20 protein-coding genes are annotated in these 19,631 nt (G+C 31.0%); 7 read left to right on the forward strand and 13 right to left on the reverse strand.

The genetic code is table 11. The annotated features are described in order from the left end of the window. Positions 1–205: 205 nt before the first annotated feature. Together LGK97_RS00005 and LGK97_RS00010 are read right to left on the reverse strand one after the other, a co-directional pair. Positions 206–688, reverse strand: coding sequence for an FMN-binding protein (locus LGK97_RS00005; RefSeq protein WP_226257676.1), 483 nt, complete (start codon positions 686–688; stop codon positions 206–208). A 320-nt stretch (positions 689–1,008) separates the two neighbouring features. Then, positions 1,009–1,167, reverse strand: a complete 159-nt coding sequence (locus LGK97_RS00010; protein WP_226257677.1) for a hypothetical protein — start codon at positions 1,165–1,167, stop codon at positions 1,009–1,011. A 246-nt stretch (positions 1,168–1,413) separates the two neighbouring features. Here LGK97_RS00010 and LGK97_RS00015 point away from each other — a divergent pair, with 246 nt between their 5' ends. Both LGK97_RS00015 and LGK97_RS00020 read left to right on the forward strand, forming a co-directional pair. Further along, the gene (locus tag LGK97_RS00015) at positions 1,414–1,629 is read left to right on the forward strand and encodes a YwbE family protein (RefSeq protein WP_226257678.1); all 216 of its coding nucleotides are present in this window, start codon (positions 1,414–1,416) and stop codon (positions 1,627–1,629) included. Between the two features lie 794 nt (positions 1,630–2,423). Then, positions 2,424–2,606: a hypothetical protein gene (locus LGK97_RS00020; protein WP_226257679.1), complete on the forward strand. Its 183-nt coding sequence runs from the start codon at positions 2,424–2,426 to the stop codon at positions 2,604–2,606. Positions 2,607–2,702: 96 nt separating this feature from the next. Here LGK97_RS00020 and LGK97_RS00025 read toward each other — a convergent pair whose 3' ends face one another. Continuing rightward, the gene (locus LGK97_RS00025) at positions 2,703–3,857 is read right to left on the reverse strand and encodes a metallophosphoesterase (RefSeq protein ID WP_226257680.1); all 1,155 of its coding nucleotides are present in this window, start codon (positions 3,855–3,857) and stop codon (positions 2,703–2,705) included. A gap of 30 nt (positions 3,858–3,887) precedes the next feature. Further along, positions 3,888–5,780, reverse strand: coding sequence for a type I pullulanase (gene pulA, locus LGK97_RS00030; RefSeq protein ID WP_226257681.1), 1,893 nt, complete (start codon positions 5,778–5,780; stop codon positions 3,888–3,890). Between the two features lie 270 nt (positions 5,781–6,050). Here pulA (LGK97_RS00030) and LGK97_RS00035 point away from each other — a divergent pair, with 270 nt between their 5' ends. Beyond that, positions 6,051–6,638: a protein kinase gene (locus LGK97_RS00035; protein ID WP_226257682.1), complete on the forward strand. Its 588-nt coding sequence runs from the start codon at positions 6,051–6,053 to the stop codon at positions 6,636–6,638. 31 nt (positions 6,639–6,669) lie between these two features. Here the strand turns inward: LGK97_RS00035 and LGK97_RS00040 are convergent, their stop codons facing one another. Then, positions 6,670–7,152: a hypothetical protein gene (locus LGK97_RS00040; protein ID WP_226257683.1), complete on the reverse strand. Its 483-nt coding sequence runs from the start codon at positions 7,150–7,152 to the stop codon at positions 6,670–6,672. 286 nt (positions 7,153–7,438) lie between these two features. Between LGK97_RS00040 and hutG the strand changes: the two genes are divergently transcribed. Further along, positions 7,439–8,452: a formimidoylglutamase gene (hutG, locus tag LGK97_RS00045; RefSeq protein ID WP_226257684.1), complete on the forward strand. Its 1,014-nt coding sequence runs from the start codon at positions 7,439–7,441 to the stop codon at positions 8,450–8,452. A 57-nt stretch (positions 8,453–8,509) separates the two neighbouring features. Continuing rightward, positions 8,510–8,698, forward strand: a complete 189-nt coding sequence (locus LGK97_RS00050) for a hypothetical protein (protein WP_226257685.1) — start codon at positions 8,510–8,512, stop codon at positions 8,696–8,698. A gap of 42 nt (positions 8,699–8,740) precedes the next feature. On the opposite strand, the gene LGK97_RS00055 is transcribed toward LGK97_RS00050, so the two are convergent. Further along, a complete protein-coding gene (locus tag LGK97_RS00055; RefSeq protein WP_226257686.1) occupies positions 8,741–10,738 on the reverse strand; it encodes a YgiQ family radical SAM protein in 1,998 nt (665 codons plus the stop codon). 264 nt (positions 10,739–11,002) lie between these two features. Between LGK97_RS00055 and LGK97_RS00060 the strand changes: the two genes are divergently transcribed. Beyond that, positions 11,003–11,383 carry a hypothetical protein gene (locus LGK97_RS00060; protein ID WP_226257687.1) on the forward strand — a complete coding sequence of 127 codons (381 nt, stop codon included), beginning with the start codon at positions 11,003–11,005 and terminating at the stop codon, positions 11,381–11,383. 198 nt (positions 11,384–11,581) lie between these two features. Here LGK97_RS00060 and LGK97_RS00065 read toward each other — a convergent pair whose 3' ends face one another. The 4 genes from LGK97_RS00065 to LGK97_RS00080 all read right to left on the reverse strand — a co-directional run bounded on the left by LGK97_RS00065 (position 11,582) and on the right by LGK97_RS00080 (position 14,147). After that, complete coding sequence (locus tag LGK97_RS00065) at positions 11,582–11,893, reverse strand: hypothetical protein (protein ID WP_226257688.1); 312 nt, start codon at positions 11,891–11,893, stop codon at positions 11,582–11,584. A 41-nt stretch (positions 11,894–11,934) separates the two neighbouring features. Then, positions 11,935–12,792: a DegV family protein gene (locus tag LGK97_RS00070; protein ID WP_226257689.1), complete on the reverse strand. Its 858-nt coding sequence runs from the start codon at positions 12,790–12,792 to the stop codon at positions 11,935–11,937. A 151-nt stretch (positions 12,793–12,943) separates the two neighbouring features. Continuing rightward, positions 12,944–13,900 carry an ROK family protein gene (locus LGK97_RS00075; protein WP_226257690.1) on the reverse strand — a complete coding sequence of 319 codons (957 nt, stop codon included), beginning with the start codon at positions 13,898–13,900 and terminating at the stop codon, positions 12,944–12,946. Positions 13,901–14,003: 103 nt separating this feature from the next. After that, the gene (locus tag LGK97_RS00080) at positions 14,004–14,147 is read right to left on the reverse strand and encodes a hypothetical protein (RefSeq protein ID WP_226257691.1); all 144 of its coding nucleotides are present in this window, start codon (positions 14,145–14,147) and stop codon (positions 14,004–14,006) included. Between the two features lie 344 nt (positions 14,148–14,491). Between LGK97_RS00080 and LGK97_RS00085 the strand changes: the two genes are divergently transcribed. After that, positions 14,492–14,644, forward strand: a complete 153-nt coding sequence (locus LGK97_RS00085; protein ID WP_226257692.1) for a lmo0937 family membrane protein — start codon at positions 14,492–14,494, stop codon at positions 14,642–14,644. Between the two features lie 165 nt (positions 14,645–14,809). Here the strand turns inward: LGK97_RS00085 and LGK97_RS00090 are convergent, their stop codons facing one another. Genes LGK97_RS00090 through pulA (LGK97_RS00100) form a run of 3 tightly spaced genes read right to left on the reverse strand, consistent with a single transcriptional unit; the run spans position 14,810 to position 19,407 of the window. Next, positions 14,810–15,754 carry a TRM11 family SAM-dependent methyltransferase gene (locus tag LGK97_RS00090; RefSeq protein ID WP_226257693.1) on the reverse strand — a complete coding sequence of 315 codons (945 nt, stop codon included), beginning with the start codon at positions 15,752–15,754 and terminating at the stop codon, positions 14,810–14,812. Positions 15,755–15,801: 47 nt separating this feature from the next. Next, complete coding sequence (locus LGK97_RS00095; protein ID WP_226257694.1) at positions 15,802–16,899, reverse strand: aldo/keto reductase; 1,098 nt, start codon at positions 16,897–16,899, stop codon at positions 15,802–15,804. Between the two features lie 54 nt (positions 16,900–16,953). Beyond that, complete coding sequence (gene pulA / locus LGK97_RS00100) at positions 16,954–19,407, reverse strand: type I pullulanase (protein WP_226257695.1); 2,454 nt, start codon at positions 19,405–19,407, stop codon at positions 16,954–16,956. Positions 19,408–19,631: the final 224 nt, after the last annotated feature.

Here is a 19,631-nt window from a genome sequence, read left to right on the forward strand (position 1 = left end):
ATGTAGTTTCTGTTCGTCAGACCAGAGTTTTGCCGCCGACTTCCTTCAGATTCCACGTCACCATGGACACCCTTGTCTTAAGCTATGCACTTGGCACTATTAACCCGTGCTAGGGACTTTCACCCTTTAGATTGCGCCCATGCTGGGCGCACAATAAAAGGGCTTTAGACCTAAGTCTAAAGCCCTCATAAATTTAATTATTATTTTATTTTTTCATTGCCTTTGCTTTTTCATATAATGTTTTAAAAGTAGTTGAAGTAGTAGTAGCACCAGAAACTGTTGTTACCTTATCGTCGCTTAAAGTAGTTTCTTCTAATTTTTTACCAACAATTGCAGGTGTAAGCCCTTTATCAGCTTTCATAGCTGTAGCATATCCTTCATCAGCACTCTTTTTCAAACCATCTTTATTAACTTCATCATATTCTATTTTAGTAATTTTATCACCTTCATATGTTAATGTCAATTCAGCTTTCCAACCACGTCCGTCAAATGCATCAGCTGAAGCTGTATATGTTGCAGGTGTTGCTGGAGTTTCCGCTACTGGTGGTGTTACTACTGGCGCTGGAGTTTCAACTGCTGGTGGTGTTACCACTGGAGTTGTAGGTTCTGCCTTTTTACCGCATCCACTTAATACTGATAGTGTCATTACACCAGCAATTATTAGTGTCATTAATTTATTCTTTTTCATTAAAAATACCCCCTGATAATAAATATAATTTTCACATAGTTCTATTATAGAATACATGGTTTTTTAAAAATAGTCAATATTATACCAATTATGGTCTTTAAGTTCATGACTATTTCATTGTCAAAAGGAAACCTTTATTTTATTTTTATAACCCAAAAGAATTTATGGTAGTTGCATTTTACCTATTATACACATATATTGTGAAACCTATTTAAAGAAGGAGTCTCAATATATGAGACTCCTTTATCTTAATCATTATTAATGTTGATATTATCGTATAAGCATATTAAAGAATAAAACTTCCACAAAAGAATATACTTTTACTTATCAAATAAACCGCCAGTTTTCTTACTACTTCTACTTGCTTTTCTTTGTTTTCCAATAACTTTATCTGGTCTTGAAATTGAACCTTGCTCAGAACTTTTCTTTTTCTTTTCTTCAATAATCTTTTTCATCATTTCAATGTTATTACTTGACATAAATTTTTCCTCCAGTTAAACTCAACTTATTATTCTTGCTAACTATCATTTTATATCAATTTCACAATAACTTCAATATAATATTTATAGGAAATAATGTTTTATGCATAAATGCACACTCACTTATGAAATTTTTTTAAATTTTTAGATAAAATTTTGACAACCCAATTAAAATTAGGGTATTGTTTATATATATTAAAAAAATATTATGATACTTATTATTTATGTAAAGGAGACCACAAGCCAATGAATACACAAATTGATAATAAAGGCCAAACAAGAAGCAATATCTCCATAGGTTCTACTGTAGATGTTGTATTAAAAAAAGATCAAAGAACAGAAAAGTTAACAAGAGGTGTTGTAAAGAGATTGCTAACCAATTCATCAGTACATCATAGAGGCATAAAAGTGATGCTAGAGGATGGTCAAGTAGGAAGAGTTCAAGTAATTATAACAAAATAAAATTGCAATTTACATTAAAAATTAGAGTAACACTTTGAAATTAAAGTTACTCTGATTTTTTAATTCAAAACATATTGCATTTCAAGCTAAAGTATTGTATAATTAAAAAGTTATCCAATCAGAATAAGATATTTAATATATCTACATTGATTTGTTAATATATTATAACCATAGGATCATTGAAGCACTTAAAAAAATAAGGCATGAATCTTAAATTCCAATTCTTAAGTTCTTATCCTTTTAATTCTAAAACTTCCTAATGAATTCCTTCATAAAATCTATTATGAGTAACACACTGATAAAAGCTATTGCATATCATAATTTGTTATAGTATTTTCTTAGATTAACTAAAAGATGCTAACAACTAATGTTAGTTGTCTATCTTATAAACTTGAAAGGAGCTGTTTAAATGGAAAGAGACGAAATATTTGAAATTTCAGAAGATGTAATTAATGAATGTTTAGAATGTTTAGACTAATATCAAAAAAGCAAATCTATCACTTCCACAAATCTAGTGAAGGTTTCTTTTTTTATAATTCAATGTAAATTTATTGCTATAAAGTTATAATAATCAATTTATTTAGATTTAACAACATTTTGGAAGCTTCAAGTCTGCTATCTTCTATAAGTGGCAGTCTAAATCTGCTTCCAAAGTTGTTAATATTGCAGCACCGCAGGTGATGATTTAACATTTGAAACTTTTATAAATATATATTTATAAAAAGAGGATATTTCTTCTTAGTACAGAATATTTAAGGTACAGAATATTCTGTACTCGAAAGGAAGTGTATAAAATGTTAACTATTTCTTTTATTGGTGGAGAAAAGGAACTATTTGATTTTAAACAATCTGAATGTGATGCGTTTAAAAGTTGGTTTTATAATTTTGAAAACTCTAGACCACATGAGATTAATTCGATGGGCAAGAAATATTTGTTTAATAAAAAGGCAATAGCTTATATTGAGATAGAACCTTAAGTTTAACAACATTGCAGATGCTGATTTAAACGGCATGTAAAATAAGCGGTAAATAAACCTGCAAATATTAATATTTGCAGGTTTATTTACTGCTTACTATTTAAACTCTATTTCCACTTGAACAATTTCTGAAGCAGTGCCAATTCTTATAGGCGGGCCCCATGTTCCCACGCCACTTGAAACTACAACATTAAATGTGCCCTTTTTAAGTAATCCAAAATCATTCTCAAACAACATATTTGTTACAATACTTGCAGGAGAAAATTGGCCATGATGGGTATGTCCTGAAAATTGAACATCAGCCTCTGCCTTTTCCCCTTCACTAAGATTTACAGGCTGATGATCAATTATTATAACTGGTAAACTTTTTTCTGTATTAATTAGTAGCTCATCTATACTTTTTCGTTTTGTTTTAGAAATTCTCTCGTAGGATATATCTTCCCTACCTACAATGTAAAAGCTATTATCTATCTTTATTGTTTCATCTCGTAGCAAATTAAAGTTAGCTGAGTTTTTATATTCATAAACAATCTTGTCTATAGCTCCTCCATAATACTCGTGGTTTCCAAGCACTGCATAAATACCGTATTTAGAATTTATTTTTCTGAATTCTACAGCCATTTCTTGTTTTACAAAAGGCTCAATATAATCATCAATAATATCCCCTGCGAGAATCACTATATCTGGATTCAATTCATTTATTTTACTTACCATCTTTACAAGTCTCTGCTTATTAACAATATCGCCAAGGTGCAAATCTGAAATCATTACAACATTTAACTTTTTTATATTTCCTGCATTCTTATCAATTTTCATAGCATACTTTGTTGTTTTAAGGTTTAAGGCATTGAATGTTCCATACCCTAGCAAAATAGCTACAATAATTACAGTTCCGATATTTGACATAATATATATCCTTTGTAATGTGTTAGTGCTAATGAATGAAAATCTTTTAATTCCTAAAACTAATTTTACAATATCTAAAATTCCTAGTAATATTATAAAATATAAAAATGCTGCCATCCAATACCCACCTAAAATATTGAGAAAGCGCTCAAAAAAATGTGGAACTTTATCTTTAGCAAATCTTCCTATTACAAAAGATAAGGCAATAAAGATAAATAATGCCCAATATAAGTAGCTATTGCTCTTCGGAATAGCACCATTTATAAGTAACCACCCTTTTTTTCCGATGTAAATGTTAGCAAAAATAAATATTAAGAAAGAAAAAAATACTTGTAAATAAATCATTTGTTTATCTGTCCTCCAAACTTAGGTATATTAATGTTTGCATAATATATAGGTAGAAAGTGAAGGTATAATTACCTCACCTATAAAGGTTTTAGAACCCTTATTTACACCTGTTAAATTAGCTTCATATTCATTTGCAAGTACCACCCACTCACTATCATCTGGTAAACTTATTTTTATTTCTTCTTTGTTAGAGTTATGAATTATAATTAATTTACTGTAATCCTCTTTGAAAGTAGACGTCAATTCATAGGCTACAGAGTTACCAGGTGCCTCAAGGAATTTCAAAGAATTTCTTAATTCCTCAGCATTATCTAATGCCATACACCTTTGGCTTTTTCTTAAGGCTATTAACCCCTTGATATATTCATAAGTTTCTTTGTATTTAGATTTTCTACTCCAATCAATTTCATTTGTAGCATCACCAGAATTATAACTATTATTATTGCCTTGTTTAGTCCTAAGTATTTCTGTTCCACCTTGAATAAAAGGCACTCCATAAGACGTTAGCACTATTGATAACGCTAGCCTGTTCATCTTCTCTCGTTCAAAAGGAGTATTTTTCTGATTGTTTTTTTCAAATTTATCGTATAAACATAAATTATCATGAGAACTTACATAGTTTATGACCTCCCCAGGTTCTTGGGTAAAATCGTATATCTCATTATTATATCCGATTGCACCAACAATTCCCTTTTTAATTTCTGAAACGTAGCCTTCCCCTCCATTTACAAACCCTAGCTGATAGCCATCATTATCCCCTTTTATAGCATTCCTTAAATTATCATTAAATACAGATATCTGCATTCCCTTTTGGCTTCCCTTTCTTAGCTGCAAAAATGGTGGTAATGAAGATTCTCCACCAGTCCAGGGTTCTCCATAAATAATAATATTTGGATTAATACTCTTTGCTTGTTTCTCTATCTCTTTCATCGTGTCAATATCATGAAGCGCCATGAGGTCAAATCTAAATCCGTCAATTTTATATTCCTCAGCCCAAAACTTAATACTATCTACTATAAACTTTCTCACCATTGATTTTTCAGAAGCGATTTCATTACCACAGCCTGACCCATTGGCATAATTGCCTTTGTCATCCATTCTATAATAATACCCTGGCACCAAGATATCCATTGGAGAATTTCCTGTGCTAAAGGTATGGTTATATACCACATCCATTATTACTCTAATGCCATTTTCATGTAAAGTTTGAACCATATGCTTAAACTCTGTAATTCGTACAGTCCCATCTAGTGCTTCTGTAGCATAAGAACCTTCTGGAACATTATATAAATAAGGATCATATCCCCAGTTATATCCACCCTTAGTTTCATCAACAGTTGCAAAATCAAAAACAGGTAGTAAATGAACATGAGTAATTCCTAGATCTTTAAGGTGATATAGTCCTGTTGGAATGCCTTCGGTTGTTGTAGTATTTTCCTCAGTAAAAGCTAAATACTTTCCTTTGTTTTTAATGCCAGAATCCTTTGATGCTGAGAAATCTCGTACATGAATCTCATATATCACTGCCTCAGTTCGATTAATAGCTGCAGGCCTCTTATGATTTTCCCAATTGGTAGGATTTATAGAATTAAAATCAATAATCATACCTTTTTTGCCGTTAGCGGTTGCTCCTTTAGCATAAATATCTGGTGTTTCCCTTTCCTTACCATCACTAATCACTAAATAATTGTAATATTTATTTTTATAATCACCCTCAAGCTTTAGTGACCAAATTCCATTTTCTTCTTTATTCATCGAATATTTATGCCCTCTATCGTAATTGAAATTTTCATACACCACTAATGTAACCTTTTCCATGGTGGGTGCCCAAACCTTAAATGTTGTGTTATGAATTGAATAAACAGCTCCTAAGTCATTTCCTTTGTATGTGAACTCTTGTTCCTTTAACATTTTCTCCATTATAAAATCTCGCTCCTTAAAAAAATAACTTCTTAAACTTAAAGCTATTTTACTCTCAGCTCATTATATTATTAACAATAACATTAATCAACATTATGGATTGAAGGTTTATTAAACTTCGTAAACTTCCAATTTAATCTAATATTACTGTTTTTACATAGTTTAATCATTAATTAAAAAATATAATATGATCATTTAGATGTTTTTTAGAAATACTTACAAAACTTTATCATATAATAGAATATATATAATTATAAAGAAGATGATAATATGAATGAAGGCAAAGACTATTATATTCAATTAAGCAGTCGTGTTGAAGGTCTACTTAGAACATCAGAATTTTTAGGATCTGGTCATAATGGGATTGTGTATTCACTTCCAAACAAAAGAATAATTAAGATTTTTAAAAGCAGGAAAGTTTGCGCCCAGGAGTATAGTATTCTTATACGAACTAAAAAGAGCAAATTCTTTCCAAAGGTTTATGAGCATGGTCCTTACTATATTATAAGAGATTATGCTAGTGGAGAGCGTTTAGACAAGTACATTAAAAAACATGGATTTAGTAACGAAATAGCACACACTATTGTATCTCTTATTGAGGAATTTAAAAATCTCAACTTTAAAAGGCTAGATATTAGATGCAAAGATTTGTACTTACGAGATAACTTTTTAATTACAGTAATTGACCCTAAAAATAATTATTCTAAAACGGTAAACTATCCAAGACACCTAATGAAAGGTTTGTATAATTTAGGTGTACTAGATGAATTCTTATCTGTGATTAAAGATTATTATCCTAAAACTTATGAGTTATGGGATTCTAGTTTTAAGCAGTACTTAGAGAAAAGCATTAAATAGAACTTATTTATCGAAAGAATAACCAGTGTGACTACTGGTTATTCTTTAATTCGTTTAACTCATCTAAAAATTGCTGAAAATTTAGTATCCTTGAAGAATCTAATATTACTTTGGCACTTCTAATTATTCTTTTATCTTCTGTAACCAAAACATAGTCTTTGTTTTTTTCACAAATATTAATTAATCCATAGTCATTTATAGATATCTTATCTCCATTAATAAAATACATATTTTTATTCTCATTATAATTAATAAAATCACTTTCTATTGATTCTTTAATAGTCCCGATAGATTTATTTGTGATAATATGTGGTAATAACTTTAAAAACTTGTTTGATAGTATAAAGTCGTTATTGAATCTTATATACTCTTTTACGGATAACTCTCCAGCTATATCTTCAGAAATTTTAAAATCTATACCTTCTATACTTTCAATAGTGTCAAGCAATGTAGGATATTTACCCCAAATCTTTATAATTATATTAGTATCCAATAAATATTCTTTACAATTCATTGTCTTTTCTCCTTTTAGAAGTATATTTATATTCGATTTTCAGTAAAAGCTGGCACATTATTAACTTTATTTAATAAGTTTCATCATACTAAATATTAAAATTAGTTTTATTTTATTATATTCACAAATAAAGAAATGGTTAATTACTATTAACACATATAATTTCACCTTGATTAATGTAAATAATGGCATTATAATTTAAATAGAATTATTCATGTAATAAACTCTATAAGGATTTAACAATTACTAATTGTTTCATATTACAGAGAATTATAAGGAGGACTAAATGTTCCATATAAACTATAAAACCACAGATAAAACATTTTGGCAAGGGAGAATTGATAGTGAAAGTAATTTTGATGCTTTCAGATGGCACCAATGGGTTGAAATTATTGATTTAAAAGAAGAAAATCTAAGTCCTTTTACAGGCAAACTAGGCTTTGTTTTTTTAGGATTTTGCTGTGATGCTGGTGTTAAGCGTAACAATGGTAGAACTGGTGCTGCTAATGGACCTGAAAGTATTAGAAAAGAACTTGCTAATCTTCCTTGTAGGTTTACGCAGGAAGTAAAACTTTTTGATGCCGGTAACATTCTTTGTGAGGATATATCTTTAGAAAAAAGTCAAGAATTACTTTCAAAGGCAATAGAAAAGGTGCTTAGCTTAAATCTTTTTCCTATTGTATTAGGTGGTGGCCATGAAATAGCTTTTGGTCATTATAATGGTATATTAAATTATTTAAAACAAAGTGAAAATCGTCCCAATATAGGGATAATAAATTTTGATGCTCACTTTGATCTTAGACCTTATCCAAATGGCGGTAGCTCTGGAACTATGTTTAGACAAATAGCAGATGTGTGCAAAGATGATAATCTAGAATACTCTTACTTATGCATTGGAGTCCAAAAACACAGTAACACTATTGATCTATTTAAAACAGCAGATAGACTTGGAGCTGAGTATATATTAGCAAAGGATATTGTAGATAGTGATAATTGGAATGTACTTGAGAGATTAGATGACTTCATTAGGTTTCAAGATAAAGTTTATATAACCATATGTTCAGATGTTTTTTCTTCAGCTTTTGCACCCGGTGTTAGTGCATCACAACCACTAGGACTAGACCCAGAAAGAGTATTAAAGTTTCTTAAATATATATTGAAATCTAAAAAAGTAATTAGTTTTGATATAGCAGAGGTTTCACCAAGATTTGATCAAGATAATGTTACAGCAAATTTAGCTTCAGTATTGATCTTTTCAATAGTTAACTCTTTATGCGAAATTTATGATTTAGACTTATAATGATTAATGACATTTCAGAAGGAAGGAGTGGCTACTTTGTAGCTTATAAATAAAATTATGGAAGTACAAGTATTTTTAAAAGGTAGTAAAGACGCTGTTATTTATAAAGGTGACAGAATTGATGTTTTAGACTTTGAAATGACTGGTGTTAAATATAAACAAATTAGATATTTTAGAAAAGGATTTAGTAAAAGTGAACTAATAGAAGAAGAAGGTATAACCAAAATAGTTAAAATAGATATATAATAAATACCTACATCCATATGGATGTAGGTATTTATTATATATCTACTTTCTTTTTTTAGCCTTAGCCTTATTTTTATTCTCTTGTCTACTTCCAAAGCTTGGTTTTGTTTTCACACTTGTGGGCTTATTTTTGCTTTTAAAGCTTTTTTCTATAGGTTTATCCTTGATGCTACTTTTTATATTTTTACCTTTTATTTCCTTAGGTTTTGGGCTTGGTTTACTGTAACTATCATTGCTTTTCTTGCCTCGTGGTTTTATTAAACATTTAGGTCCATACCCAATGAGATCCTCTCTATTTGCTTCTAATAAAGCAGAATATACTAAGTCATATTTCATAGGATCTTTGTATTGAAGAAGAGCTCTTTGCATGGCTTTTTCATGTTTAGTTTTGGGCACGTGGACTTCTTGAAGTGTTTCTGGGTCAAGTCCCGTATAAAACATTGTTGTTGATGGTGTACCTGGGGTTGGATAAAAATCTTGTACTTGCTCAGGTTGGTAATTTGTATCCCTAAGGTACTCTGCTAGTTCCACTGCTGAACTTATATTACAGCCTGGGTGACTAGACATTAAATAAGGAATAAGATATTGCTTCTTTCCTATTTTTTCGGTAGCCTTATAAAATTTTTCCCTGAATCTATCATATGTTTTTCCTGCTGGTTTACCCATAAACTTTAAAACTTTATGAGATACATGCTCTGGTGCTACTTTCAATTGACCACTAACGTGGTGCTCGATAAGCTCATTAAAGAAAGTATCATCTTTGTCTGCCATAATATAATCATATCTTAACCCAGATCGCACAAAAACTCTTTTAACTTTGGGTAATTCTCGAAGTTTTCTAAGAACCTTTAAATATTCCATATGATCAACCTTTAAATTCTTGCAAGGGCTAGGATGCAAGCATTGCTTATCCTTGCAAGCACCTACTTTTAATTGTTTGTCACATGCGGGTTGTCTAAAGTTCGCAGTTGGCCCACCTACATCGTGAATATATCCTTTAAAGTCTTTAAAATTTGTAATGTCTGCAGCTTCTTCTAGTATTGAATTTTCACTCCTACTTTGAACAATCCTACCTTGATGAAAGGTGATAGCACAAAAAGCACAGCTTCCAAAACATCCCCTTGAACTAACTAAGCTGAATTTAACTTCTTCTATAGCTGGTATACCGCCTAAACTTTCATAAATAGGATGATAGTTTTTCTCATATGGCAGGCCATAAACAACGTCCAATTCTTCCCTAGTAAGAGGCATTTCTGGTTTGTTCTGTACAAGGTACTTATTAGTATGCTTTTGTACTATAATCCCACCCCTAATAGGGTCTTGCTCATCATATTGTATCTTAAAAGCTTCTGCATATTTTTTCTTATCATTGCAGACTTCCTTATAAGATGCTATTTCAATGTGGTCTCCTACACTTTCCAGATCCTCCGTAACGTAACATGTACCAAGTTCCTGTGTAATTTCTTTTATATCAATGCCTTGATTTAATTTATTTGCAATGTTAACAACTTGTTTCTCTCCCATTCCAAATATCAGTAAATCTGCGCCACTATCGATTAACATGGACTTACGCACCTTATCACTCCAATAATCATAATGTGCAAAACGCCTTAAACTTGCTTCTAGGCCTCCAATAACAATAGGAATGCCTTTATATGCTTCTCTTATTTTATTGCAGTACACTATTGTTGCTCTGTCTGGTCTTAATCCCATTTTTGAACCTGGAGAATACAGATCTTTTTCCCTTATTTTCTTACTAACTGTATAATGATTAACCATAGAATCCATATTGCCGGCATTAACTAAAAATCCTAGTCTTGGTTTGCCTAGCTTTTTAAAATCCTCTGTGTCCTTCCAATCAGGTTGCGCTATTATCCCTACTTTATATCCTTTGCTTTCTAGAACCCTTGAGATAATTGCAGTTCCAAAACTATGGTGGTCTACGTATGCATCACCAGTAACTAATATAAAATCTAACTCTGTCCAACCTCTATCTAAAATATCTTGCTTACAAATAGGTAAATACTTATTATCAGTCATAACTTACACCTTCTTTTGCTTTAATCTTAAATTTGAATATTTAATTCAAAATACAATTATAGCATTCTTTACGATTAAATTCTTTGTAAAAAATAAATTTCTGCAACTTTAATATTATATATTTATTATCAATAAAAAAAATTAAATATGTGAACATATTTTCACTCCTTACATATAATGAAATTACAATAAGTTTCTCATAAAATTCAAATGTTCAAGTTTGTTTTCTTTAAAGTTTGGAAGCAATATGAAAGGAGAATACTCATGAAAGAGTTAAAAAGTAATATAGAAATTGAATCCACTAAGTGTGAGGAAGCTGCAGCAACCAGTAGCGGTATTCAAGAAGACTTTAAGATAAATATTCAAAACGGGAAGGGTCATTATGAAACCGGCGTAAACAATACCTTTTGGTCAAGATTAATAGTTACCGCTAAGATACTTAAGCCTGAAGATGGTATTTGGACAATTGTAATCAGAGATAAAGCAAATCGGAATATAATAGTTTATGAAGATAATAATGTATTATACGATAAAGAGGTTTTCTTTAATTATAAAACAGGCCTAAAGGTAAACTTTTTAATCGAAGCTACTTGGAACCAAAATAAAAATACAACTTTAGCAGGAGAGATTTCCATTAAGTACTAATCTTATTGAATTCCATTTTTTTTATAATATACTTTTTATTATTGCTGCATTCATTGCTGTAATTAACTTATTCTTATCCCTAAAAATAAGAATAGAATAGCATAAAAAAAGAGTCCATTAAACACCAAGTTTTTATGGATTCTTTTTTATGTAAATATAATGTTTTAATTATAAGTATTATTAGAAAAGGTTAAAAAATCAGACTTTATCATTAACCTTTTCTAATAACATAAAGAAGTCTTCTTCACTTTTCTTTTCTAAATATGTATCAATAAGGGCCTTTGTAGACATTTTATTAAGCCCCTTATATCCATTATCCAATAGATCAGTTAAAACATTTATAAAATAATCTTTGCTTTTATCTATATCCTTAAGCATATCATGTGATACTGCTTTTATTAATTCTTCTTTTAGAATCTCACGTAGATTATGCGTGTATTCTTCCATAAATATTTGTGTTTCTTCAGGGTATGCAGAAAAATCCCCTGACATTATATCCTCAATTTTCATTATTGCCACTCCTTATGTGATTTCATTGAAATGTATTCTTTTTAATTCTTTGCAGTGGAATCTTTCATTATGATAATTCCAAGTAATCCGGGGCCTGTATGAACTCCGGCTACAGGACTTATTTCTCCAAAAGATAATCTTGTAATGTTTGGAAGAGCAGCAATTTCATCAGAGAACTTTTTTACTTCTTCGTAAGCTCCACCATGCATGACCCAGATTTTGCAAGGGGTAGCTTCAAGTGCATCCCTAGCTATTTCTACAAGTTTGCTTATTGCTTTCTTTTTGCCTTTTGCCTTTGCATAAGTGTAGTACACACCATCTTTAGTAATTGAAATTATTGGCTTTAGGTTTAATATTTCACATATAGTACCAGAAACCTTTCCAATTCTACCACCTTTGATCAAATATTTAAGTGTATCCACTGCATAATAAACAGTAATCCTGCTTTGTATTTCTGGAAGAGCTTTTACAATTTCCTCATAACTCTTGTGATGTTTTATCATTTCACCACATTCCTCAACAATTGCAGCTTCACCAATGGTTAAAGATTTAGAATCAAAAATGCAGCTTTTAATAGATGGATGATTTTCACTTACCAATCTCAATGTGTTATATGTACCTGATAAACCTGCAGATATTACTACTGCTACTACATGAGTATATCCTTCCTCTTCAAGCCTTAAATATAAATCTTCCATATCCTTCATTGAAGGCAGTGAAGTTGAAGGGATTTCCTGAGCAAAATTATCATATACCTCTTTTGGGGTAATAGTTACTCTGTCAATGTACTCTCTATCCTTATATATTATTCTTAGAGGAAGTACTTTTAAGTCATACTTTTCAATCATTTCATTATCAACGTCAGAAGTACTATCCGTAATAAGTGCTATTTTGCTCATATTAACATCACCTTTCTTCTTCTAAAATTATTATTTTAGTTATTGTAATTTTTTTATAAATATAGCGTAATTAACCAGTCATTGCCAATAATAAGCTAGTTAATAGTATTATATCCTGATATGCCAATAATTAAAACAAATGTGTGCTAGGTTACTTCATAATTCCATGTTTTGCAATCATTGCCGCACCGATTATGCCTGCTTCATTGCCTAACTCTGCTAAGACAATTCGTCCCATAGGCAATTTATCAAAAATCCTATTAGGCATTACTTCATTTATAACCATATCCAAAAGGTATTGACCCGCACCAGCCACACCACCACCTAAGGCTATTACTTCGGGGTCCATAAAGTTGACTATATTAAATATCCCTATACTCAGGTATTTTACTAATCTATCCACCGCCAAGTTTGCTATTTTATCGCCTTCTTTAGCACATTCAAAGATTATTTTTGCATTTATATTATTTAAATCACCTTCTGCTTTATCAATAATAGTAGTATTTTCATTCATTTCCCCAATTATTTTTTTTGTATATTTTATAATAGCAGTTGAGGAAGCAAAAGTTTCTAAACAACCATTTCTTCCACAATTGCAAGTATAAAAGTTTTCACCTACAACTATATGTCCAAGTTCCGACCCTACGCCATTAAACCCACTATATACCTCACCATTTAAAATGATTCCTCCACCAATACCTGTTCCTAAAGTAAGCATTATTCCACTTTTACAGTTTTTCATAGATCCACGCTCATACTCAGCAAGTGCAGCCACTGTAGCATCATTATCTATATATATTGGTTTGTGAAGCTTACTTTCCAGTAGCTCTCTTAAAGGTACATTCTTCCACCCAAGATTCACACAGTTTATTACATAGCCATTGTTATCAGCTAAGCCTGGAATACCTACCCCTACTGCTTTTATTTCTTTGAGCGCCATATGGAATTCTTCTAAAACACTTAGAATCAGATCTACCATATCAGCTACTATCTCTTGAGGCTCTTTTCCTACCCTTGTGGCGCAGGATTTTTCATGAATTATGTTTCCCTGCTCATCAACAATACCCACTGCAATATTAGTTCCCCCTAAATCAATCCCTATGTACATATTTTTCTCCCCTTTATGCATTTCTTACGTTTCCCCTGTTTAATTAATGTAAATAAATTATACCATATATATGTATTTTTGATTTATAAATTTGAAAAGAGCCTTATTTATTAGGCTCTTTTTTTACTGGTTTGTATTTTGAATTATTTTTTTCTTCTGGATTTATATATTCGTAATCACCTACCTCATTTTTTCTAATTCCCAAAGACACCATTTGTTTGTTTTTGGTTTTAAGTTTATTACTCATATGAAAAACCCCTTTCTATTATTAGATTTTCCATAGGGTAAATATTTATACGGCATTATTTTAACGACATTTCAGAAGGGAAGCCTCCCACTTCTATAAGTGGGAGTTACATGCTATAGCAAAAAAAACTTCGGTGGGAGTCTAAATTTCCTTCTGAAGTCGTTAATATTGCAGCACCGCAGGTGATGATTTAATCTCTAGTCTAATTTTATATCTTTTTAGATAAGAAATATTCTATCAAGACATTCAATTAAACCACTTTGCATATTATAGTTAATTTTAGGTCAATATAATATTTAAAGAGACTTATAAAATAAATATATATGCGAAAGGAAGTGTTTTATATGGGGTTTTTACGTTGGATAGGTGGAATAGTGGTTCTATTTTGGGCGTTAGGTCTAATATTTAGAATTGGTGGCGGTATGATCCATATATTACTTGTAGTAGCTGCAATAGTATTCATAATGGATGTTATTTTTGGAAGAAGAAGAACCTAAAAAATAATTATATAGTTTTTTTCATTAAAGCTAGCTATTCTTTCAATAAAAACCATGTTAGTGCTATGGTAGGTAAAAACAAAATAAAAAAACAGAGTGTTTTTAACTTTTGCAAACGAAAGTCTAAAAACACTCTGTTATCTTTTTTATTATTTTTAAGAATAATTAACTACAAATAAATATATTTCTTTCAAACGTCCCTTTGGACACGGTACACCTGTCATCTATGTTGAACCCAAAAGAACTAATTTGTTGTTCCATATCTTCAAATGTAATGATTACCATTCTATCTGCTATTCTGCGAGTGGTGCTTATAATAGCTAGTTGCTCCTCGGTGGTAATCTTAGTAAAAATGCCATATGGAAGATCGACAATAGCTACATCAAACCTTTCCTCAATATCATGCATGTCACCAATAGTTATTACATCCTCAAATCCAAAATATCTAAGGTTTGCCTTGGCATTTTCTGCTATGTAGGAATTCAGCTCATATCCTTTTATATTTATTTTCATAGAGATTGCTTCAATGATAACCGTTCCAATACCACAGCAGGGATCGATAACACTACAATCCATATTGTTGCCCACAGCTATATTAACTAAAGCTCTTGAAACATTCACCTTTAGGGCATTAGAATAAGAAAATGGTTTTACTTTCCGCAATAGCCAATCTGAATCATTGCTTTCACATTCACCAAATATCCACTTATTTGCTATTCTTGTTATACCGAAAATAATACTTGGGTTTTTCATTTCAGCTTCACCAAGTATATTATAGCCAATTTCGAATTCAATGTTACGACCCTCTCGAAAACCCATGTTTTCATCAGCAGCGTTAATATAAGCAACCTTATATTTTATACCAGTAAGTTTGTTAATAACTATTTGATCAACAATTTCCTGCATTGTTTCACCAGTATACATTATTGATATACATTTTTTTATAAAAGGACTTCTCGAAGGATCCACATAAATATCAGAAATCAAGTGTTTTCCATCAAGTGTTTTGCTAAACAAGCACTTCATTTCCATTTTGCACAAGCTTTCTTCATCCTTAGAATAATTAGTTGTGTATAAATACTTCTGCTCATTCTGTGGTAGTTGAAACATTTAAACACAACCTTTCCGAATTATTATATACTTACTATATTAATATTCTATCTTAAATTTGATACGTATTTTAATCTTTCAATTATTGGAAGATGTTGGGTGCACTTTTTCTCGCATATCCCACATGCAATACACTCTGCAGCACCTTTAGCATCTAGACCCCAATGCCCTTTTAGTCTACCTGATATACGATCTTTGTTATTGGAAAGCATATACATATTATAAGCATCCATGAATTTAGGTATTTGGATATCTTTAGGGCAACCAACGCAATATTGGCATCCTGTACAAAGCGTATCCAAAGAAGAACTTATTTTTGCTGAGAATCGACTTAGTTTTTCGTCAGTCATCTCACCAATGTTTTCACCTGCTTTAACATTTTCCTCCACCTCAGCTATTGAGCCCATTCCAGCCAGAGTTACGGTAATTTCTTTATGTGAAGCATTAAACTTTAATGCAGCTTGTACAAGAGTATCTTCTTTGTTTTCCTTTATAAAAGAATAAAAATCAGGATTTTGCGGAATAATTCCACCGCCTAAAGGATTCATGGTAACTACTCCCAAACCATTTTCATATGCTGACCTTATTCCCTTTTGCCTAAATGCAAAGTTTGTTGCATTGTAGCCAAGGGTTACCCCTTCAAAATGACCTTCCTTAACTATAGTTTCAATTTCATCCCCATTACAATGTGTGGAAAAAACTATATGTTCTATAAGCCCCTCTTCTTTTGCCCTGAGTGCACCTTCATACGGACCACCAGGAGCCATTATTCTTCTGTATTGATCTAAATTTAGTATGCACCACATGTGTAAAAAATTTATTTTTTCAACTCCAAGTCTTTTTAAAGAAAGGTCTATTCTTTTTCTAACTGCACTAGCATCCTTTTCACTAGAAATATTACTTTTAGTAGATACATAAAAAGGATTTTTCATATATTTAAATGCTTCGCCCATTATTTCTTCGCTTTTATCGTCACAATAAGCAGGAGCTGTGTCAAAGTAATTAATACCCAACTCATTTGCCCTAATTGCTACCTTTGCTGACTCATAAAGTGATCTTTCATAGTCTTCTTTTCTAAATCTCATACCACCAAAGCCAATTACAGACAGTTTCTTTCCAGTTTTTCCGTATTCTTTGTAATCCATAATTAATATCCCCTTCCCAAATTAAATTATAGTTATATGTACTCCGATTAAATTCTAAGCTTTCTTTCTATCTTTCAAGAATAATATTATGCAAGTAATTCCACATAAAATTAACATAGTATAAAGCCAAAAAGGTAATGTTGCAAATATGTTTGTTGTTTCATGATATATTACCATAGAACTTAACGCAGGTACTAATAATGAACCACCTTTGAATTGCTTAATAGTTTCAACCCCTGCCTTTTCTCCATTAACTACAATATTCCACGTACCTTTTTTAGATAATTTAATAATTTTGTCTTCCTTATTTGCATTGAAAGCAACTACAATGTTGTCCCAGCTATCCATATTTGCATTATAATTCATTTCATAAGCCACAACATTTTCAGGAACAACTAAAAAATTTAAGTTCTTTGTAATCATATCTGCTGAAGTCATCCTAAATGCAGGATGTGCTTTTCTAAGTTCTATAAGTCCTTTAAAATAATCGACTGTATCTGTATTTTGAGACTTTCTAGTCCAATCAATCATATTTACACTATCTGGAGACTTATATGAGTTAGCATTACCGCCTTTGGTTCTCAAAAATTCCTGACCCGCTTGAAAGAATGGAATTCCTTGGGATGTAAGCACAATAGCATCTGCTATCCTATGCATCTTTGTTCTTGTTGCTTCATTGTCCTTAGGGTTTGCTATGAGGAGTTTATCCCATAATGTGTTGTTACTGTGATCTTCCGCATAATTAATGGACTGCACCGGTTCTATCTTTCCCCAAGTTTTTATATCGCTTGAATATTCTATTCCCCCAACTATTCCTTTTTTTATATCTATCTCACTTTGAACTTTACCATTAACAAACCCCTTTGATTTTACATGAAATATCTCACCCTTTATTCCATCTCTAGTTATATGGTTAAAATGTGTTATTCCAGGCATCTTACTTGCATTATTTTGTGATGCCTTGGTATCCTCTGCCTTAGAAGATTGTGAATTCAATTCCTCTCCAATAATTAGTATAGATGGGTCTAGGCTACTTGTTTTTTTCCTAATCTCGTTCATTGTTTTTACATCAAGTTCTCCCATTAAATTGAATCTAAATCCATCTAAATTATATTCTTTCGCCCAATACATAACTGAATCTACAATAAACTTCCTTGTCATTGCATTTTCTGATGTTATGACAGCTCCTTTTTCACTAGAATTTGCAGCATTTTTGCTATCCCTAAAGAAATATCCAGGTACTAATTTGTTTAAGTTTGAATTGGCATTACTATATATATTACTGTAAGATACATCCATGATTACCCTTAAACCACTATTATGAAATGATTGCACCGCTTGCTTTAATTCTTTAATTCTAGAGTTAGGATTATAAGCGTCTGTTGAATAACTTCCTTCAGGAACATTATAATTTTTAGTGTCATAACCCCAACTAAATTGAGGTTTGATTGAAGTCTCATCAACACTTGCGTAGTCCATTATTGGCAAAAGCTGAACATGTGTTACTCCCAGATTTTTTATATAATCAATACCTGTAGGTTTTCCATCACTACCTTTTGATACTGTTTCAGTAAAAGCTAAAAACTTTCCTTTGTTTACCATTCCACTATTCTCATCTATGGAAAAGTCTCTAACATGTAGTTCATATATAATTGCATCATTCATATTTATAAAATTGGGTTTTTCTCCTAACTTCCACACATTAGGATTTGTTTCTTTTAAGTCTATTATAGCAGCCCTATCTCCGTTGACAGATACCGCACGTGCATATGGATCTACAACTTCATTTAAAACCTCTCCAAATTTAACCTTATAAGTATAAAAAGTACCCTTTTGATCTCCTTGAAAGTCAAAAGTCCAAGTCCCTTTTTCTCCCTTTTTCATTGCTAATTCAACACCAATTTTATCATTCCAATTTTTATAACTTACAAGACTTACCTCTGTAGCTGTTGGTGACCATACTTTAAAGCTTGTTTTATTTACACTATAAGTATTACCTAAATCATTTCCTTCATAATAAAACAATTTTTCAAAGTTTGCGCTACCTAATACATCTCCCATAACTACTTCTTTTTCTTTGAAGCCATCTTTTAGAATAGTAAGTTTGCTACCTAATTTTACATTTTCACTAAGTTCAATTGTTGCAAATGTTTTTGTAGAATCCAATTTATTGCTACTGGTTACCTTCTTTATTTTTATAATATTACCATTTTCTTTTACTGTAATTCCATAGCTAATATCTGAGGTAACTGATAAAATTAAATTCGTTTCTATAGTAATGATATTCATGTCATCTAGTTTCGCAACTACAAATTCACCTAGTTTTTCTGAAGGCTTTATAGGTATAACTGCTCCCTTAGGAGGAACAACCGTCAAGGTTTTAGTTTTAGCGTTTTCAGCGTAGGTTTTTGTATTTGGTACTAAAAAAAATAATTCTGTCATAACCAAAGTTCCCGCAAGAAAAACACTCAGTGCTTTCCTGTTAGTAATCTCTGTTTTAAATTCCATAAAATTCCTCCTGTAAAATAAAATTATGTCGAATAATATATGTCCTTTTTTACAATGTTTTCGGGAAAATTAAATACCTTGTCTATATTTTAGACTACTAATGTAAGTATAAAGGAATAGTAAGATATTTGCTATATACTTATTTATAAATGTTCTTGATTTACATATAGTTTATATAATAATTATACACCAATAGCAACAAATTAATCATTTTACTTAATTGC

Origin of the sequence: Clostridium sp. CS001 (assembly GCF_020443565.1) — a bacterium.
GTDB lineage: Bacteria > Bacillota > Clostridia > Clostridiales > Clostridiaceae > Clostridium_AD.

Excerpts from the sequence above, each read along its gene's own strand:
- LGK97_RS00005 (WP_226257676.1), bottom strand. The coding sequence starts at position 688 with ATGAAAAAGAATAAATTAATGACACTAATAATTGCTGGTGTAATGACA.
- LGK97_RS00010 (WP_226257677.1), bottom strand. The coding sequence starts at position 1,167 with ATGTCAAGTAATAACATTGAAATGATGAAAAAGATTATTGAAGAAAAG.
- LGK97_RS00015 (WP_226257678.1), top strand. The coding sequence starts at position 1,414 with ATGAATACACAAATTGATAATAAAGGCCAAACAAGAAGCAATATCTCC.
- LGK97_RS00020 (WP_226257679.1), top strand. The coding sequence starts at position 2,424 with ATGTTAACTATTTCTTTTATTGGTGGAGAAAAGGAACTATTTGATTTT.
- LGK97_RS00025 (WP_226257680.1), bottom strand. The coding sequence starts at position 3,857 with ATGATTTATTTACAAGTATTTTTTTCTTTCTTAATATTTATTTTTGCT.
- pulA (WP_226257681.1), bottom strand. The coding sequence starts at position 5,780 with ATGGAGAAAATGTTAAAGGAACAAGAGTTCACATACAAAGGAAATGAC.
- LGK97_RS00035 (WP_226257682.1), top strand. The coding sequence starts at position 6,051 with ATGAATGAAGGCAAAGACTATTATATTCAATTAAGCAGTCGTGTTGAA.
- LGK97_RS00040 (WP_226257683.1), bottom strand. The coding sequence starts at position 7,152 with ATGAATTGTAAAGAATATTTATTGGATACTAATATAATTATAAAGATT.
- hutG (WP_226257684.1), top strand. The coding sequence starts at position 7,439 with ATGTTCCATATAAACTATAAAACCACAGATAAAACATTTTGGCAAGGG.
- LGK97_RS00050 (WP_226257685.1), top strand. The coding sequence starts at position 8,510 with ATGGAAGTACAAGTATTTTTAAAAGGTAGTAAAGACGCTGTTATTTAT.
- LGK97_RS00055 (WP_226257686.1), bottom strand. The coding sequence starts at position 10,738 with ATGACTGATAATAAGTATTTACCTATTTGTAAGCAAGATATTTTAGAT.
- LGK97_RS00060 (WP_226257687.1), top strand. The coding sequence starts at position 11,003 with ATGAAAGAGTTAAAAAGTAATATAGAAATTGAATCCACTAAGTGTGAG.
- LGK97_RS00065 (WP_226257688.1), bottom strand. The coding sequence starts at position 11,893 with ATGAAAATTGAGGATATAATGTCAGGGGATTTTTCTGCATACCCTGAA.
- LGK97_RS00070 (WP_226257689.1), bottom strand. The coding sequence starts at position 12,792 with ATGAGCAAAATAGCACTTATTACGGATAGTACTTCTGACGTTGATAAT.
- LGK97_RS00075 (WP_226257690.1), bottom strand. The coding sequence starts at position 13,900 with ATGTACATAGGGATTGATTTAGGGGGAACTAATATTGCAGTGGGTATT.
- LGK97_RS00080 (WP_226257691.1), bottom strand. The coding sequence starts at position 14,147 with ATGAGTAATAAACTTAAAACCAAAAACAAACAAATGGTGTCTTTGGGA.
- LGK97_RS00085 (WP_226257692.1), top strand. The coding sequence starts at position 14,492 with ATGGGGTTTTTACGTTGGATAGGTGGAATAGTGGTTCTATTTTGGGCG.
- LGK97_RS00090 (WP_226257693.1), bottom strand. The coding sequence starts at position 15,754 with ATGTTTCAACTACCACAGAATGAGCAGAAGTATTTATACACAACTAAT.
- LGK97_RS00095 (WP_226257694.1), bottom strand. The coding sequence starts at position 16,899 with ATGGATTACAAAGAATACGGAAAAACTGGAAAGAAACTGTCTGTAATT.
- pulA (WP_226257695.1), bottom strand. The coding sequence starts at position 19,407 with ATGGAATTTAAAACAGAGATTACTAACAGGAAAGCACTGAGTGTTTTT.